General features: G+C 46.7%; 14 protein-coding genes. 10 read left to right on the top strand and 4 right to left on the bottom strand.

Annotated features, from left to right (window positions below):
• Positions 1–2: 2 nt before the first annotated feature.
• The gene (locus tag FGT79_RS16690) at positions 3–1,061 is read right to left on the bottom strand and encodes a phosphatidylglycerol lysyltransferase domain-containing protein (protein ID WP_138753944.1); all 1,059 of its coding nucleotides are present in this window, start codon (positions 1,059–1,061) and stop codon (positions 3–5) included.
• A 294-nt stretch (positions 1,062–1,355) separates the two neighbouring features.
• On the opposite strand from FGT79_RS16690, the gene FGT79_RS16685 reads away from it, so the two are divergent.
• The 8 genes from FGT79_RS16685 (at position 1,356) to FGT79_RS16650 (ending at position 10,923) form a co-directional block, all read left to right on the top strand.
• Complete coding sequence (locus FGT79_RS16685) at positions 1,356–4,409, top strand: hybrid sensor histidine kinase/response regulator (RefSeq protein WP_138753943.1); 3,054 nt, start codon at positions 1,356–1,358, stop codon at positions 4,407–4,409.
• The gene (locus tag FGT79_RS16680) at positions 4,387–5,505 is read left to right on the top strand and encodes a response regulator (RefSeq protein WP_171056283.1); all 1,119 of its coding nucleotides are present in this window, start codon (positions 4,387–4,389) and stop codon (positions 5,503–5,505) included. The genes FGT79_RS16685 and FGT79_RS16680 overlap by 23 nt, the downstream gene beginning before the upstream one ends.
• Positions 5,506–5,644: 139 nt before the next feature.
• Positions 5,645–6,721, top strand: coding sequence for a dual-specificity RNA methyltransferase RlmN (gene rlmN, locus FGT79_RS16675; RefSeq protein WP_138753941.1), 1,077 nt, complete (start codon positions 5,645–5,647; stop codon positions 6,719–6,721).
• Positions 6,722–6,863: 142 nt separating this feature from the next.
• Positions 6,864–7,700, top strand: a complete 837-nt coding sequence (locus FGT79_RS16670) for a YitT family protein (protein ID WP_138753940.1) — start codon at positions 6,864–6,866, stop codon at positions 7,698–7,700.
• An 82-nt stretch (positions 7,701–7,782) separates the two neighbouring features.
• On the top strand, positions 7,783–8,262 hold the full coding sequence (greA, locus tag FGT79_RS16665; RefSeq protein ID WP_138754067.1) for a transcription elongation factor GreA: 480 nt from the start codon (positions 7,783–7,785) through the stop codon (positions 8,260–8,262).
• A gap of 37 nt (positions 8,263–8,299) precedes the next feature.
• Positions 8,300–8,857 (top strand): pyridoxamine 5'-phosphate oxidase family protein, encoded by a 558-nt coding sequence (locus tag FGT79_RS16660; RefSeq protein ID WP_138753939.1) that lies wholly within the window; start codon positions 8,300–8,302, stop codon positions 8,855–8,857.
• Positions 8,858–9,313: 456 nt separating this feature from the next.
• Positions 9,314–10,510 (top strand): ParM/StbA family protein, encoded by a 1,197-nt coding sequence (locus tag FGT79_RS16655; RefSeq protein ID WP_138753938.1) that lies wholly within the window; start codon positions 9,314–9,316, stop codon positions 10,508–10,510.
• Positions 10,511–10,563: 53 nt separating this feature from the next.
• Positions 10,564–10,923 carry a hypothetical protein gene (locus FGT79_RS16650; protein WP_138753937.1) on the top strand — a complete coding sequence of 120 codons (360 nt, stop codon included), beginning with the start codon at positions 10,564–10,566 and terminating at the stop codon, positions 10,921–10,923.
• A 409-nt stretch (positions 10,924–11,332) separates the two neighbouring features.
• On the opposite strand, the gene FGT79_RS16645 is transcribed toward FGT79_RS16650, so the two are convergent.
• Positions 11,333–12,514 carry an NAD(P)/FAD-dependent oxidoreductase gene (locus tag FGT79_RS16645; RefSeq protein WP_138753936.1) on the bottom strand — a complete coding sequence of 394 codons (1,182 nt, stop codon included), beginning with the start codon at positions 12,512–12,514 and terminating at the stop codon, positions 11,333–11,335.
• 36 nt (positions 12,515–12,550) lie between these two features.
• Positions 12,551–12,997 (bottom strand): DUF1641 domain-containing protein, encoded by a 447-nt coding sequence (locus tag FGT79_RS16640; RefSeq protein WP_138753935.1) that lies wholly within the window; start codon positions 12,995–12,997, stop codon positions 12,551–12,553.
• Positions 12,998–13,402: 405 nt separating this feature from the next.
• Between FGT79_RS16640 and FGT79_RS16635 the strand changes: the two genes are divergently transcribed.
• Both FGT79_RS16635 and FGT79_RS16630 read left to right on the top strand, forming a co-directional pair.
• The gene (locus FGT79_RS16635; RefSeq protein ID WP_138753934.1) at positions 13,403–13,732 is read left to right on the top strand and encodes an MGMT family protein; all 330 of its coding nucleotides are present in this window, start codon (positions 13,403–13,405) and stop codon (positions 13,730–13,732) included.
• A 181-nt stretch (positions 13,733–13,913) separates the two neighbouring features.
• The gene (locus tag FGT79_RS16630; RefSeq protein WP_138753933.1) at positions 13,914–14,372 is read left to right on the top strand and encodes a hypothetical protein; all 459 of its coding nucleotides are present in this window, start codon (positions 13,914–13,916) and stop codon (positions 14,370–14,372) included.
• 101 nt (positions 14,373–14,473) lie between these two features.
• Here the strand turns inward: FGT79_RS16630 and FGT79_RS16625 are convergent, their stop codons facing one another.
• Positions 14,474–16,708 carry a GDYXXLXY domain-containing protein gene (locus FGT79_RS16625; protein ID WP_171056282.1) on the bottom strand — a complete coding sequence of 745 codons (2,235 nt, stop codon included), beginning with the start codon at positions 16,706–16,708 and terminating at the stop codon, positions 14,474–14,476.
• Positions 16,709–16,779: the final 71 nt, after the last annotated feature.

Raw genomic sequence — 16,779 nt, 5'->3', positions numbered from 1 at the left:
TGTTAGGCTTGTTTCTTGAGCGAGGATTCGCTTTCCGCCGGCAGCCTGGTCATAGCGAGGCGCTTGCGGGAATGTGATACGGGCTTCGGCATATGGATGATGAACGTTAGCAGCGCTATATTAAGAGGCAGCGTGCCGGGCGGATAAACGAAATGAACATCCTTCCATACTGGTGCGAATTTATTCTTATACTCGTAAAGCCCCTTGAAGTTATACATGCGGCTTCCGTATTTGTACAGCAGCCTTGCTGCAAGAGTATGGTCTACATTGGCAAGCGGCGCCATGCCTAAGCTGCAGCTCTCGTATCCATGCTCCTCAGCCCATTGGAACAAGGAAACAAACAGCACATCCATTGCCCCATGCGGACATGCATTCGTATAGCGCATGAGGTCGACCGTTATGCGTTTGGATATGCTGTCATCCTTGGCTTTCCCGGCATGATTACCGCCTGCAATAGAGGCAAATGCCTCGCAGCTGCCGTCTGGTCCCACTAGTATGGCAATAGGGGATTGGCTAATATAAGCCATGGAAAATGAGCTCACAGAAAAGCCCTTTTCCTTACGGCTCCTGAGCCACTCGTCCGAAATATGCTTCAAGCGGCTCAGCATCTCTTTCGAATAGGGAGGCTGCAATACTTCGAAGGTGAAGCCGCTGCGCTGTAGCTTACTGATGCGAGTCCGCATTTTAAGCCACTTCTTTCCTTGTAAGCTGAAGCTGGGCAGGTCGACCTGGGCCTCTTCGCCTATTTTGGAGTGAACCAAGCCAAGACTTTTATATAGGGGCAAATACTTAGATGTCGTTTGATAAAATACGGGTACCATTTTGTCCTTCGCGCATGCTTCAATAAATTGCTTAATGAGACGCTCTACGGAGCCTGGCTTTCCAAGCGGGTCCCCCAGTACGATCCGGCGATTGCCGACGGAGCGATAGAGCAGAAGCGCTTCGTATTTAGAGTCCCATAGCCACTCTTTATCGCCAAGGTAATACAAATGGGAATGTGCGTGGTGACCGCAGGTTTTTAGCAAATCTTTCAGGCGCTTTTTAGAAAGGTGATCAATCATTTGAGAAATCCTCCAAGTGAACAATGACTATGTCGAAATATGTCGTACTTTATATACATCGGCGTTTGCAGCATTAGTTTAAAGAGATAAGCGCGATTATGCACAAACAAAGTTGTAGAAATATACATTCTTGCATGATTCAAGCTTATAATAAGCTTGCTTGATTCCCCGCTTATGTAATTGAAAGATTGTTCTGCTACTTTGCACATGTATTTGCGCAGTTTTGAGCATCCGCCAGAGTTTGAATATGGTATATTCATAATAGCAAAATGATAGAGGCAGAGGACTAATGCAATGAACAAACAGCTGGCTGTGTGGCTTGGTATAATCGGGTTGTTTTTTGTGGTGACGGTCACGTTCATCATACAGTGGATACACCCCTCCGTGAGTTATCCGCAAGCGAAGGACGGCGTGTTGGATGCTAGAGCTTGGAATTTCGCGGAGGAAGGATTCATTCCACTGCGGGGCGAGTGGGATTTCTATGAGGGGAAACTGCTGACGCCGGACGATTTGCCCATAATGACCCGAGATGCGAAGGCTGTGCCTGCGCAGGTTCCCGGAGGATGGAAAGAAATAGAGGGTTTCCCGAATGAAAGAGGATTCGGTGCGGGAACCTATCATTTGAAGATATATGTTAGCAAGGCTGATATCTACAGCTTCCGTGGCAAAAAAATGCGAATGTCGAGCCATATATTTATGAATAATACCGATCTTGGAGGCACGGGAAAAACATCTCTTTCACCAGATGCTTTTGTTTCTAGCAATGTCCCGTTTGTAGGAGCCGCACATTCGGGCGGCGAAACCATAGACATTCTGATACAGGTTGCCAGCTTTAAATATTTGGAGGGCGGATTGGTTCAAGCTCCTGAGTTCGGATTAGATGATGATATTCTGAATCGCCGTGACCACTCGAGGCTGGCAGATATGATTGTCGTGACGATGCTGCTTGTGTTCGGTTTGTATTACGCGGGGATGTTCAGGCAGTGGCGCAAAGAAGCTCATCTGATGTATTTCAGCTTTTTCTGTTTGGCAACGGGTCTGTTTTTCAGTATTGATAATGAAATTTTGGCCATGCTGCTCATTCCTGGCTTATCTTTTTTATGGCTCCAAAAGCTGCTATTTCTATTTTCGTATCTTTCTTTTATTTTTTTCGTCTTGTATGCCTACAGCTACTTGGGCGAGCCGGACAACATCGTGTTCCGATGGCTGCGCCGCTGCTCGATGATCTATTTCCTCGTGTTTATGATCATACCAAACATGTACTTGCGCAGCATCTTTTTTATTGCCATTATTTTGCAGGTAGTTACGTTTGTTACGGTTTTTTATGCAATATTCCGTAGCCGAAGCAGAGGCGCACCTGGCAGCTTTGCTATTCTACTCGGTATTTTCTTTCTAATTGTTAGCTGGATCTATGCGCAGCTGCGCTACGAGATGGCGCTCGATAATCCATATTATTTAGTCGTTACTCCTTTGCTGCTCGTATTTTCCCAAGCCTTTCTTATCTCGAACCGGATGCAGGAGGCTTTCAAGAGAAGCGAGAGACTTGCGGAGCAGTTGATTATCCATGATAAGCAGAAGGATGAATTTTTGGCAAAAACCTCCCATGAGCTGAGAACACCCTTGCACGGCATCATTAATTTGTCGCAGACACTGCTTGATAATGAGGATAAGCCGCTCCGTCTGGAGCATCGCGAGAACATTATGCTGCTGCATTTATTAGGTCGCAGGCTTTCTGGATTGGTACATGATATTTTGGATATGAATCAGATTAGGCACGGGCATTTATCGATAAACAAAACGGCAGTCAGCCTACATATGTCGGTCCAGTTCGTAATGGAGACGCTATCGATCTCTTCCCTCAACCGTGACGTGAAGATTGTGAATGGCTTGCCAAGTGTGCTGCCACTCGTCTTTGCTGACGAGAACAGGCTGAGACAGATTCTTCATAACCTGCTGGAGAACGGTTTGAAATATACCATTAAAGGTACGGTTACGATCTCAGCAGAGAAGAGGGCAGATATGCTTGCTATATCCGTCACAGATACAGGCAGGGGCATTCCGCCGCAAGCAATGGAGGAGCTCTTCCAGTCCTTTGTCCAGTATGAGCATGAGGGAATTGGCGTGCGAAGCGGTATTGGCCTTGGGCTTAGTATCTCGAAGCAGTTGGTAGAGCTTCAAGGAGGTATCTTAGAGGTGGAGTCGGAGGTAGGCGAAGGTTCGCGGTTTACGTTCACGATTCCAGCAGCGATTGCAGAGGAAGAGCACTTATTGGAGGCCGAGCAGGCCGAGCTTATTCGCAATTACGCTCCTATATTAAGTGCGGCAGCAAGCGAGCTGGATACATCGTTTCATATCCTGATCGTCGATGACGAACCTTCAAATTTGAGAATATTAATGGACGCTGTGGAATCGATACCGTATGCCTATACGGCGGTTCATAGCGGGGAAGAAGCACTGGCAGCGCTTCAGGGCTCGGTCAAGCCGGATCTTGTATTGCTGGACATTATGATGCCAGGCGTATCCGGTTTGGACGTTTGCAGGGAAATACGGAAGCTGCAGGGACTCGCTGAGCTTCCAGTTCTTATGCTGACCGCCTCAGGGCAAACCGGCGATGTGATAGCCTCCTTCGCTGCGGGAGCCAATGATATTGTTCAGAAGCCGTTCGAGCTGCTGGAGCTGAAGGCACGGATGAAATCACTGCTTGCGATGAAGAATTCATCCGAACAAGCGGTGCGCAGGGAAATGGACTTTCTGCAAGCGCAGATTACGCCTCACTTTCTATACAATAGCTTGAATGCTTTAGTGGGTCTTAGCTATAAGAACGTAGACAAGCTGAGGGAAATGATTTACCATCTGTCCACCTATCTGCGTGCAAAGTTTACATTTGTGTTTCAAAGCGAGTTCATTGATCTTAAAAAAGAACTAGAGCTCGTCGAAGCCTACCTAGCTATTGAACAACTGCGTTTCGGCGATAGGCTGAAGGTTTATTACCATATTGAGGATGGTATTCATGTCATGCTGCCTCCACTCACCTTGCAGCCAATCGTTGAGAATGCGGTTCGACACGGCATAGGCCAGAAGCCGGAGGGAAGCAGTATTCACATTACGATTGGCCGCATCGGGAATGGAATAGCGATTACTGTAGAGGACGACGGAGCGGGCATGGATGAGTCTACCTTGCGCAAGCTCGACAATAGCGAAGCGGGCGGGGTAGGAATCGCTAACGTTAACAGGCGTCTTCAGGTGCTATATGGCGGCAAGCTGAGCCTGCACAGTTCGCCTGGACATGGGACACAAGTCAAGCTTCATATACCGGAGGAATTTCATGCTAAAAGCAATGATGGTTGACGATGAAGAAATCGCACTCGAGGTATTAGACATTCTTCTTGCGGAGATTGGAGGAGTATACGTAGCGGGCAAGTTCAGTCAGGTAGCGGATGCGATCGCACAAGCCGCAGAGTTGAAGCCGGATCTTATTTTTCTGGATATTCAGATGCCGGGTATTAATGGGCTGGAGGCGGCAGAGCTGCTCCTTGCCCAGTCTCCGGAGAGTGAGGTTATTTTTGTAACGGCTCACCATGAATATGCCATTGAAGCATTCGAATCAAACGCTATCGGTTATTTGCTAAAGCCGGTCATTAAGGATAAGCTCGCCAAAACGTTAAACCGCTATATCGAGATGCAGCAGAAGCTGATACGTAGAAGCAGCGCTTCTGCCGCTGTTGATCGGGCGAAGGAAGAGGAAGCAGCTTCACTGTCCAATGAGCGCAAAGCTCTTCATCTCAAGGTCATGGGAAGCTTAGAGCTTTATGAAGCGGATGGAAAGCTCGTGACATGGCGTACGAAAAAAACGAAAGAGCTGTTTGCCTACTTATGGAGCTTCGCAGGAGCACCGGTCAATCGCTATTACATCTTGCATGACCTTTGGCCGGAAACGGAATTGGAGCGTGCACAAACTTTGTTCCATACGACCCTCTATAATTTGCGGACCAGTCTCAAAAAAGCAGGTTTCTCGGATGCTGTAGCATTCGGTGATGAACGTTATTGGTTGACTGCAGCAGGAATAGTGAGCGATTTGTCTCGATTGGAGCATATCCTGTCTGGAGATGCTCAGGCTTATCACGCTATGGAGCTGTTGGCACTCTATCGCGGAGACTACTTGGAGATGGAGCATTATAGCTGGGCCGATGAGAAGCGGCAACAGGTTCGCACAAGCTTTATCGATCACTTGGATTATATAGCGGAGCAATCGGCCCCATCTATGAAAGAGCAGCTGCTGCGCAGACTAATTGGGCTGGAGCCTTATACTCTGAAATATTATGATCAATTGCTGGAGCATCTGCATCAAGAAGGCAATCGTGCAGCCGCTGCCAAGCTGGACGAACAAAGGCGACAAATCATTGGCAATGAGCTGGACGCGGCAATCAATCGCAAACAGCGGTGAGTATGGGCATATATTCGTTAAACGGCTGAGAACCCCTTGTTTTCCAGAGCTAATTTTGGGACAATAATAAGCAGTATGCAAGCTTCGGTAGTTAGGGCAGATTAGACTGGATCGTACAGTGTTGAAAAGAGGAACAGATATGAATAAACCATCTATATATGGATTAACTTTCGAGCAGCTGACGGACTTTTTCAAGGAGCATGGCTTTACGAAGTTTCGGGCATCGCAGGTGTGGGAGTGGCTGTACCGGAAGCGGGTTACAGCATTCGCAGATATGATTGATGTGAAGGCGGAATGCGTGTCGCTGCTCTCCGAGCACTTTGTTATCCGAACGCTGACGGAGCACACGCGGCAGGAGTCTGCTGATGGAACGAATAAGTTTTTGTTCAAGCTGCAGGATGGCAACTTAATTGAGACGGTATTAATGCGGCATAAATTCGGTCTATCGGTATGCGTGACGACTCAAGTAGGCTGCAATATCGGCTGCAGCTTCTGTGCGAGCGGCTTGCTTGCCAAGAGCCGGGATTTATCGAGCGCCGAGATTGTCGAGCAGATTATGCAGGCGCAGTTTCATCTGGATCGCATGCAGCAGGATGAGCAGGTGAGCCATGTAGTCGTTATGGGTATCGGCGAGCCTTTCGACAATTTCAAGAACATGACCGATTTCATCGGTGTTATTAAGAGCCAGAAGGGGCTCGCCATTGCCGCGAGACATATCACGGTATCAACGAGCGGTCTTGCAGGCAAAATCGTGGAGTTCGCAGACTCCGATCTTCAAGTGAATCTCGCTGTATCGCTGCATGCGCCGAACAACGAGCTGCGGACACGGATTATGAAGATTAACAAAGCGATTCCGATTGAGAAGCTGATGGAATCCATCGATTATTATTTGGAAAAGACGAATCGTAGAATTACGCTGGAGTATATATTGCTCAAGGATGTGAACGATCAGAAGGAGCATGCGCTCGAGCTCGCAGAACTGATCGGGAATCGTCGCAGCTTAGCTAACGTCAATCTGATCCCTTACAATCCGGTGGATGAGCATAGTCAGTACCAGAGAACGGATCGGGATACGATTCGCGCATTCTATGATACCTTGAAGAAACAAGGCGTCAGCGTGAGCGTCCGCCTGGAGCACGGTACTGATATTGATGCGGCTTGCGGCCAGCTCAGAAGCAAGCAAATTAAGAAAACCAAGGAGCTTCAGCTTGGGTAATGAACGGAAGTTTCTTAAGAGTATTCCTTGAATGGGGAATGCTCTTTTTTGCGTTAACGTGACAGCCTTCTGCTCCCATTCATAATCTGATAAGATGAATTTGCCGCACGGGATTATTTTGGCTGAGAAGGGTGTATCATACATGAAGAAAAAGGCTTTAGATTTGCTGATGATTATGGCGGGGGCGTTTATTTTTGCGTTAGCGATCAATTTGTTCGTTATTCCGAATGAACTTGGCGAGGGCGGGGTTACGGGGATAACGATTATTTTATATTATATGTTCAGCTGGTCACCGGGCTTGATGAGTTTAATATTCAACTCTTTCCTACTTATTATTGGTTATCGCTTCTTAGACCCAAGAACGGTAATCTACACGATTGCTGCTGTATTGTTCAACTCACTCTTCCTGCATCTGACCGAGAGTTGGAGCATCGCATCTGATGAAATAGTTATTAATGCTGTATTCGGAGGTCTACTCGGCGGAATTGGGATAGGTATGGTCATTCGGGTCGGAGGTACAACGGCTGGAACGACGATTCTAGCTCGTATTGCTAACAAATATTTGGACTGGAACATTAGCTATGCGCTGCTGTTTTTTGATCTAATCGTGGCCTTCTCCTCGTATTTCATCATTGGGGCAGAGGCACTCATGCTGACGATTGTTATGCTCTATATCGGCACGAAGGTGATGGACTTTATTATTGAGGGCGTTAATCCGAAGAAAGCCGTTACGATCATCTCGAAGGAGCAGGACAAAATTGCAGAACAGGTTAATGTGGTGATGGATCGCGGGGTTACGGTGATCTACGGACGAGGCTATTATACGAAAACACCGCAGGAAATTTTATACATCGTCATCAGCAAGCAAGAGCTGAGCACGTTGAAGAAAATTGTGAAGGCTGCTGACAAAAACGCCTTTATTACGATTCATGATGTGCGGGATGTGTTCGGAGAAGGTTTTATTGATATATCGAAGTGAAACATAACGGACAGTTAACTTTTCGCTTATTATTGCAATATAGAGTAAGATTAGAGGAAGAATGCAAATGGGAGCTGTTGAAATGTCGAACGAAGAAGTAATTCTAACCAAAGAGGGCTTAGAGCAACTGCAAGCCGAGCTTGATGATCTGAAATACGTGAAACGCAAGGAGCTGGCTGCGCGGATTAAACTGGCGATCAGCTATGGCGACTTGAAGGAAAACAGTGAGTACCATTCAGCCAAGAATGACCAATCCTTTATGGAAACAAGAATTATTATATTAACGAATATGCTCAAGAAAGCGCGTGTTGTTGAAGCCGATACGCAAGATCTCTCCAAGGTGAATATTGGATTAACCGTTATTCTTAACGACATAGAGTTCTCCGAACAAATTGCGTACAAAATCGTTGGTACGGAGGAAGCGGACGTAGCGGATAATAAAATTTCATACGAAAGCCCGCTCGGGAAAGAACTGCTTGGCAAGTCTGTCGGCAGCATTATTAGCGTCAATGCTCCAATGGGTGTCATTAAGTATGAGCTTCTTGAAATTAAAGGTTCGTAATTATTCATTCGGATGATACAAGAAAGGGTGAGGGGAATTGGGTAAACAATTTGATTCCATGTTACCTCAGCATGAGGCGTTTATTCGCCAGCAGCATATCTATTTTATTGGATCGGCACCATTATCTGCGGATGGACATGTTAATCTTTCACCTAAGGGGCATGATTCCTTGCGGATTCTGTCTGAGAATCGTGTTGCCTACTTGGATCTGACAGGCAGCGGCAATGAAACGAGCGCACATCTTGAGGAAAACGGAAGAATTACAGTCATGTTCTGTGCATTTGACGGAGCGCCTAACATCCTTAGACTTTACGGCACAGGGAAGGTGGTGCTGCCGGATTCGCCGGAGTGGGATACGCTTTATCCGTTGTTTACTCCATTGCCTGGAGCTAGGCAGATTATGGATATTGAAGTGCATAAGGTACAAACCTCCTGTGGGTTTTCGATTCCCTTTATGTCTTACACAGGCGAGCGTGAAACGCTTCAGCGCTGGGCGGTTCAACAAGGCGAGCAAGGGCTTAAGGATTACCGTAAGCAGAAAAATACGAAAAGCATCGACGGTATGCCAACCCCTTTGAGTGTGCTATATAAGTAAAGTTCTAAAAAGACTGGTAAGCGGCTCTCAGTTGAGCTGCTTTGCTAGTCTTTTTGTTTGTTCATGAACGTATTCACAACAGAGCATGGCCGCTGTAAGCACGTATGTAGCAAGAGTAGCTAGACTGAAAAATAGACTCATCCTAGTAGCGACCTGTTACAATGATTCCAATTAAAGAAGCATGTCGTATGGAATTGTGCGGGGCGTGCTGCTTATTTTTGTCCATACGTTTATTGGCGAAAAGCAGAGGAAGCGACAGCATTACACGTCTAATGAGCTCAATAAACAGCGATCGACAAATTCAGATGAGAAAAGATTAATGAGGGATAGGACTCTAGCTTGATGTAAACTAACACTTAGTATGGCAAAGTAATACTTAGCAATGCGATACACGGATCATTAAACTTTGGAAGCTAAATAGGTTTTCCAACAATCTTTTTTAGGAGGAACGCTATTATGAACTATCATTTTTTTGTAGGCAATGACAATGGAAACAGTGAGCATGATTTGATCATCGACGGTAAATTGGTTCAGCAGCCCAATGTGAATTGTACGGTGGACGAGCTGCCTTGGAGCGAGGAGCAAACACCGGAGAGCTTTATCAAAAATTTGCAGGATCAGCTGGTCGTTACGATCGATTCGCCTGCATCCAGACCAGGTATGTACTATGTTGGGAAATTCGCACTCGAGAGTGGAGAAATTCTAGATAACCTGCAAATCGGAATCGATTTGAAAAGCGACATGGATTTGCCAGTTATCAATACACTCGCACAGATTGCAGCAATGGCCGTACAGAAGGCATACGAAGAAAAGAAGAAGATTCCTGAACAAATCGATGTGGAAGTAGATATGGCAACAGCTTTGCCAGTAACTCAGCATACGGATGAAACTTCAACCAAGTTCGAGAAGCGGTTCACCACGGGGACGCATCATGTGACGGTGCATCTGGGCATGCAGCGTGTAGCTGTCAAAATCGTATTCCCGTTTGCCAAGGTTGTTCCGGAAGCAACGCCGGTTATATTCACGTTGCAGAAGGATGCGGAAGGCAGCTGGAGAGAGGGCGAAATCTTCGGCGATTTCCTTGAGTCTTACGGAATTGAGAAGAAATTCAACGGCAGCTACTTCAAGGACAAGCGTATCCTTCATGTGGATATCGGCGATGGCTCGACAGAGTATCCGATTACAGAGGGCAATAAGTTTCTGCGTCAATTCGTGCATGGTAGCCATCATGGTGCAGGTTATGCTATTGAAGAAGCGCTGCAGGAGTTTAACCGTCTCATTCATTTGCCTGACAGCCCGCGTCAATTTTTCAGTGATGTGATCAAAAATGCAGGGCACAAATACCATGCGCGTGCACTCAAGACGCTCAAGCGTCCGCTTGAGAGTCAGGTTCGGCAAATTGTGCAGCATGTGAAGAAGCAGTTGACCAAGGCGCGTAATGAGATTGATTTGATTTGCGTCTACGGCGGAGGCAGCATTCTTATGCGTTCGGTGCTTTACGGACAGCTGAAGGAGCTATGTGAGGAACGGGAAATGCAGTTGTTGTATATTCCAGCTGAATATGCCGTACAGCTTAACGCCATGGGTCTTGATGCTTTCGTACGCGGGAAAATTTATGAGGCACTCAAGAACAAGGCCGTTCAACCCGTATAATGAGGTTGAGGCAAGTATCGGTATATCATAACGGATTCTGGTAGGTGAATAAGATGAAAAAAACGAAACAGCCCGGTGATAATATAAGCTTGAAAACCAAAAAGACAGAGGACCCGCTGGTTATGCAGTGGCTGAATACGCAATCGAATCTGATGGATTCGCTTCGTTATTTGGTCGAAAGGGAGATTGCGAGCCATGGCGTTCGCAACTTGCAGGCGTTTGTTCCGATGGAGCGAAGCATGCTGCACAGCGGAGAGCCATTATTGCAGCAGGATGCCGATCTGCGTACGCAATTGGCCTCAGGACTTGGACAACTGGCAGCAGCTGCTGAAGAGATTATTGCACCTCCTAAGGTACAAGAGCCGGCTGCTGAAGAAGAGTTCGATGATGATGATATTGAGGCTTGGAGCTAGAGGCTAGGCGCTTTAAGACGAGGTATATATACTCACAAACATGTAAAGTAATGCTGAGTAATACTAAGTGTTTCTAAGAAATATTGGAAAAGTAGCATTTATGATGATCTTGTATATCACAAGGTAATATTAAAGGATACTTAGTGTTACTTCACATTACTTAGAGATGCTGACGATAAACAAGCACTTACACGCGTAATTTCATTTAAAGTATTCGAGCAGTTGCGAGTGTAATTATAACTAAGCCAGCAGGCATAATGAATGGCATAAGAAGAAAAGCCTGACGGCGTACTTGCTATAGACGCCATCGTTCCAGCGAAACGTATAGAGAGAGTATGAGCAAATTCACATGCTTTCCTATACGCCAAAAAAAAGAAGGAGAGCGGATGCTCTCCTTCTTTTGCATATATTAGTGAGCCAATGCGAAGAGGCCGTGAATGTGTGAAAGGTAACGGATGTTGCTCGCTTCTTTCATCAGGGATGCAGGCAAGCCTTTCAGCTGCGTTGCGTTTCCGCCGATTGTACCCACGCCGTCTTTGCGGCCAAGGCTTCCAAGTGTGCCGGAGAATACCGGTACGAACTTGTCCATAACGCCGCCTTTGATTTGAACCGCTAGGTTGTAGCCTACCGTTTCGCCCATTTGCCAAGCAAGCTGAGCTGTTGGAGGGTAAGGACGGTCGCCGCCTTCAGGGAATACAACCGCACAGTCGCCTGCAAGGAAAACATCAGCATGCGAAGTCGATTGAAGCGTTGGCGTAACTGTCGAACGGCCGCGATCCTCTGCAAGGCCGCTGCTGCCGACAACAGGGTTGCCTTTAACGCCGCCAGTCCAGATGATTGTGCTGGATTCGATTGTACGTCCGTCTTTCAAAGATACAGAGCTTTTCGTTGCTTCGGTAATTGCTACGCTAGTAACGAAGTTCACGCCGCGTTTCTCTAAGCTTGTAACTGCACGATCGATCAATACTTTAGGGAAGATTGGCAATACGGCAGGGCCAGCTTCTACGCAATAAAGGGAGATATCATTGAAATCGATACCTTTGCTGCGGCATACTTCAGGAAGTCTGTCTGCGAATTCGCCGACAAGCTCAACGCCAGTCAAGCCGCCGCCGCCAACAACGATTGTTGCGTCAGCTTTGTTGCCTGATTTTTTGTAAGCATCAAGACGGTCTTCCACATGCTTGCGGATGCGGTTAGCATCAGCAACGGATTTGAGAACAAGGCTGTTCTCTTCAAGTCCAGGAATTCCGAAGTAGTTCGTTTCGCTGCCTAGGGCAACCACTAGCGTATCGTACTTTTGTACTTGGCCGCTTGAGAGAACAACTTGTTTCTCGTTAGGTTTGATTTCTTTTACAGTGTCAACCACGATGTTGACTTGTTTGTCGCCTAGAAGCTTGCTCAGCGGAAGCGCAACAGCTTGCTCAGCAATAGTATCGCCGGCAAGTCTGTGCAGCTCAGTGATGATTTGGTGAGTAGGAAAACGGTTAACGATTGTGATGCTTGCTTCTGCTGCGCTTAGGTGCTTGCGAGCAGTAAGAGCAGTCAATAGACCGCCGTAACCGCCGCCAAGAATAAGAATTTGCTTCGACATGTTCATCCTCCGTTCGTTCTGTACGTAATCAGTGTATTAAGCTTTTTCGTTTTTCCGTTCCGACAATACGCTAAGGAATGCTTGAGCAAAGCGAAGCGTTTTTTGAACTTCTGGATCTTTCAGCATTTTCAACATAGCGAATAGGCCGACGGATGATCCAGTTGCCGCTGCCTCTTGCGAACGCTCGCCTGCTTCCATAGCAGCAGTAGCGATACCTTTTGCTTTTTCTTGAACCGGTTTGACGAATTCACCGATACCTTGAGCGAAATCGTTGATCAACACTTTGTCTGTTGCAATGCCTTGCGCGAAGTCATAAGCTTTAGTCATCAGTGTAACCATTTCAGCTAATTTCGGAAGGTTGTCCACGAGCACAGTCAGAGACTGTTGAACCTCCGGCTTCAATAACTGATCAAGTACATCCAAAGTTTGCTTTTCTTCCACGAGGCTTGCTGCGACCTCTTGTCCAGCAGTTGGTTGTGACATAATAGAATGTCCTCCTTTGCGTAAATTTGAAAGTAAGTTGTGGTCTCAATTGTGTCATTCGCTAGGTGCAGTCATGCGTCCATGAAGTTTGTTACACTTTTCACATAGTTTCACATAAATATGTCTGTGTGTAAGTAACAGTCTTATCCTGGCAATCAGAAAAGGAAGCGTTAGCGATAATGACGTAATCGGATTGAACCCTTTGCTTCTATTCTACATCGTTTTCGCCAAAAGTTAAAAAGAAATTTATTACTTTTTGCAAAATAAATAATGCTTTGCCGCTTTAGGCTCCAAAAACCAACTAAACCCTTGTCAGAAGTGCACAAATTTTGCTCATTTAATAAGGAATCATGAGGGCGGCGGCTGCCCAATTGCCACAAGAAATGGATAAGGGGAATGATGATTATGAAGCCTTTCACTCAGAATGTAATTGCAATTATTCAGGCGATACCGGAAGGATGCGTCATGACCTACGGGCAAGTTGCGGAGCAAGCCGGAAGCCGGAGAGGCGCAAGGCAGGTCGTCCGAATTCTTCATTCGTTAAGCCGTATTCATAAGCTTCCCTGGCATAGAGTTGTTAATGCAAAAGGAGAAATTGCCTTGACCGATGAGGAGTCGAGGTATATGCAAATGCTGTATCTTGCGAATGAGGGTATTGTAGTAAGCGAAGAGGGACGAATCGATCTGGAGAAATACCGGTATCACCCGCACCAAGATCAAGAAACCACGCTATAGGGGGCGAATAGGCTAACGGAAGGCTTATAAGCGATGCGCCGTGAGTGCTGAATATTCGCTGAATATAGAACCGCTTCGCCATCTGCTCAGCACCATTAAACTTTTCTAATTAAGCCTGATTTGAAACCGGTTATCCGAACCTTTATTATGGTATAGACCAATCGGAAGGGAGAGAAAGAATATGGCCACAGACATCACACATGGAAACGTCCGCAACTTCACTATTTCTACTGAAATCTTTTACAATCCGAGCTTGGATATTTATTCGCAAATGATTTATATCGTATTAAGCTCAAGCACCGCGGATACAGCATCGCTCACCTTAGATGAGGTTGCCAAAAAGGGACGTATGACGACAAAATTAGCGATTAAAGCGATGCAGTCCTTAGTAGATGAGCAGTTAATACCACATAAATTGTTCCGTAAAATGATCGGAGAGTTCCAAGATGACCGTCTGTCTTGGGCGGCTAAAGGTCTGCTTACCTACTGCAAGAAGCATAAAGAAATTACATTGACGGAGCTGCTCGCGCTCTCAGACCAATCGGGCGAGGACGAGCAGAGCATTCGCAGGGCGATTAACGAGCTGGAACGAAACGGCTACCTTGAAGAATTCCCTGAGCTTAGCAAGCTGACGAATTGACGAATGATCGAATGATCGAATGACGAATGCATAAGAAGAAATAGGACGTATACAGCTAAGCAAGCTGCATGCGTCCTGTTTTTTTGAGCTGAGCATGGCGCTTAATCTTTGCTTAATCGCTCAAGAAGGGAGTCGCCGCTCTTACCGACCCTTACATATGCGAACTTGGCGTTGCGCTCGGTTTCGGTACCGGTGCCCTCCGGAACGAAGTAGGTTTCGATGCCGTAATAAATGCCATCCCAGCCATTGTAGATACCATTTATGATGATTTCCTTGGGATTTAACGACTCACCCTGCTTGTATAAACGGCTGAATTGGTAAACACCGTCAGCGTCCTCCATGAGCACTGCTTTGACCCGTTTCGATCCGTCATGGGCTTCTAATTCCTTAACTGCCTGAGATGGCGGTGACGATATGGTGTAGTTAAGTCTAACGTAATCGCCCTGCAAGAGTGATCTTGGATCAAGTGGCTCGATCGCAAGCTTTACAGGGGTTCCTCCTGAGAGGAGAATTTCGCTTGAAGCGGCATGATAGCCGATATAACCGAGCTGGAGCACAATCACGATAATTAGCCATATCGGGTGCTTGTGCAGCATTCGGTTGTATGCATCCGTATTCTCTGGCACACTGGCACGTGTCCGGTACGCGAATAAATACGTAGCTGCAATTACGATCATGCCAAGCAACGCTAAGGTTATTGATTTGTGGAGCAGCGTCCAGAATAGATCATAATATTTGAACCCGATAAAGATGAACCAGAACACAAGGCTGGCTGCTGCTTCGAGCGATTGACCTTTGCGTACGAACAAGAAGGCTAATACGGTAACAACAAGGAAGTTCAGCAGGTTAAACAGCTCATAGGAGCCTGGGAAAATATCCTCCATGAAGGTTAGCCAGAACAGAAGCAGCAGAGTAAACAACAGCCCGCACTCACGCAAATGCTGTTTCATGGCGCTATCACCGAGCAGATAATGACTGGCAAAGAAGACGGCGTTCAGGACAGCCATGATGAGCACGATAAAGGATGAAGCATGCTGCGTATATTCGAACAGCTGGAACAGCAGAATGGCGATGTTCAGGTTGATGAGCGAGTAGAGAAAGAGATGTTGTGCCCGTCCGTGCAGCTTGAACCAGCCAGCTATCGTTACGACTAGGAATAGTAAAGTGAGTGGTGCAGTATCCATCCAACCAATGGCAATCATACCGGCAGCGTACCCCATCGTAAGAACCGTATAACGGATAGCTGGATTAAGACGTGGGAGCAGAAGCATCGGCAATACGAACAGGAATGAAATTACGAGCAAGACATGTTGTGGCTCTACTTGGCTCGAGGAGACGAGTACTAAGCCAACCAATGAGATGCTCCCGATCAGTACGCCGATTACGGTCACAATCGTGGATACGATATGGCCGACGACTGCGCTATGACGTTCTTCTCCAGCATGATCTGCAGGCTGCTCTTCCTCGCTTGCTTCACCTAAGCCAAGTCGATTGAGGAACCGGAAGAAAAAGAAGTTTGCGCCAAGCAGCAAGGCGACGAAGAGCAGACCGTACACAAAGAATGCAGTTGAAGCATGCTCGCTCAGCAGCTCCAGAAATTTGAATACGGCAAAAGCGGATGCTGCGAGCGCATTCAGTGTCAGCATGAGCTTATCCAGTCGAACACGGATGAAGTAGTAGAACCCTGCGGCAATCGCAGCTAAGCAAACGATGTTCATCCAAGGTCCAAACTGCTCGAATTGTGTAGAGTTGGATAGAACGAGTAGGGCAATATGGAAGACGATGAAGCTGACGAATCGAATCGGTGCGGAATGCAGCAGCTTGCCCTGCGTGAGCAGGAATAGGATGAGATTGATGAGCGCAAACAAGCAGCCAATTAGCCAAAGCTCATTATCTGTACGTGCAATGTACATCGCATTCGGGAAAAAGTATTGCCACAGTGTTACATGTACAAGTATATAGGACAGCACATAGAAAGGGTTAAAGCGCGTAATAAAAGAGAGCAGCAGTGCAGGAACCGACCATACAAAAAAAAGCTCATAGGTGTCTGCATGCGAATTGTAGACTTGATTGAGCAGCGCTACTGCGGCACCGAACGAAACACATCCACCGACCAGTAAGATTGCTGAAAGGAAGGAATGGTGCCCGAGCATGATTTTTAATTTGGCAAAAAAAGCGGATGCCCCGTAGAATAACACCATTATTCCAGCAGAGGCGAGAATTTTATCGGCACGATCAAGGCCGCTCCAGTTGGCAGCGAAGAAGTAGATGATGGCAGCAAGGAGCAGGGACACGCCCATTAGGAAGCCGACGCGTGTTAGGTTTAGTCGTAGCATTGGACTCACATGCCTTTCTAGTTGGTATGTCTTGTATTATAATGACCCAATCATTAGTCAGATAGTACTCA

Source organism: Paenibacillus sinopodophylli, assembly GCF_005930355.1.
Classification (GTDB): domain Bacteria; phylum Bacillota; class Bacilli; order Paenibacillales; family Paenibacillaceae; genus Pristimantibacillus; species Pristimantibacillus sinopodophylli.
The sequence above is the reverse complement of the archived record's forward strand: the minus strand, read 5'-3'. Positions and strand labels throughout refer to the sequence as shown.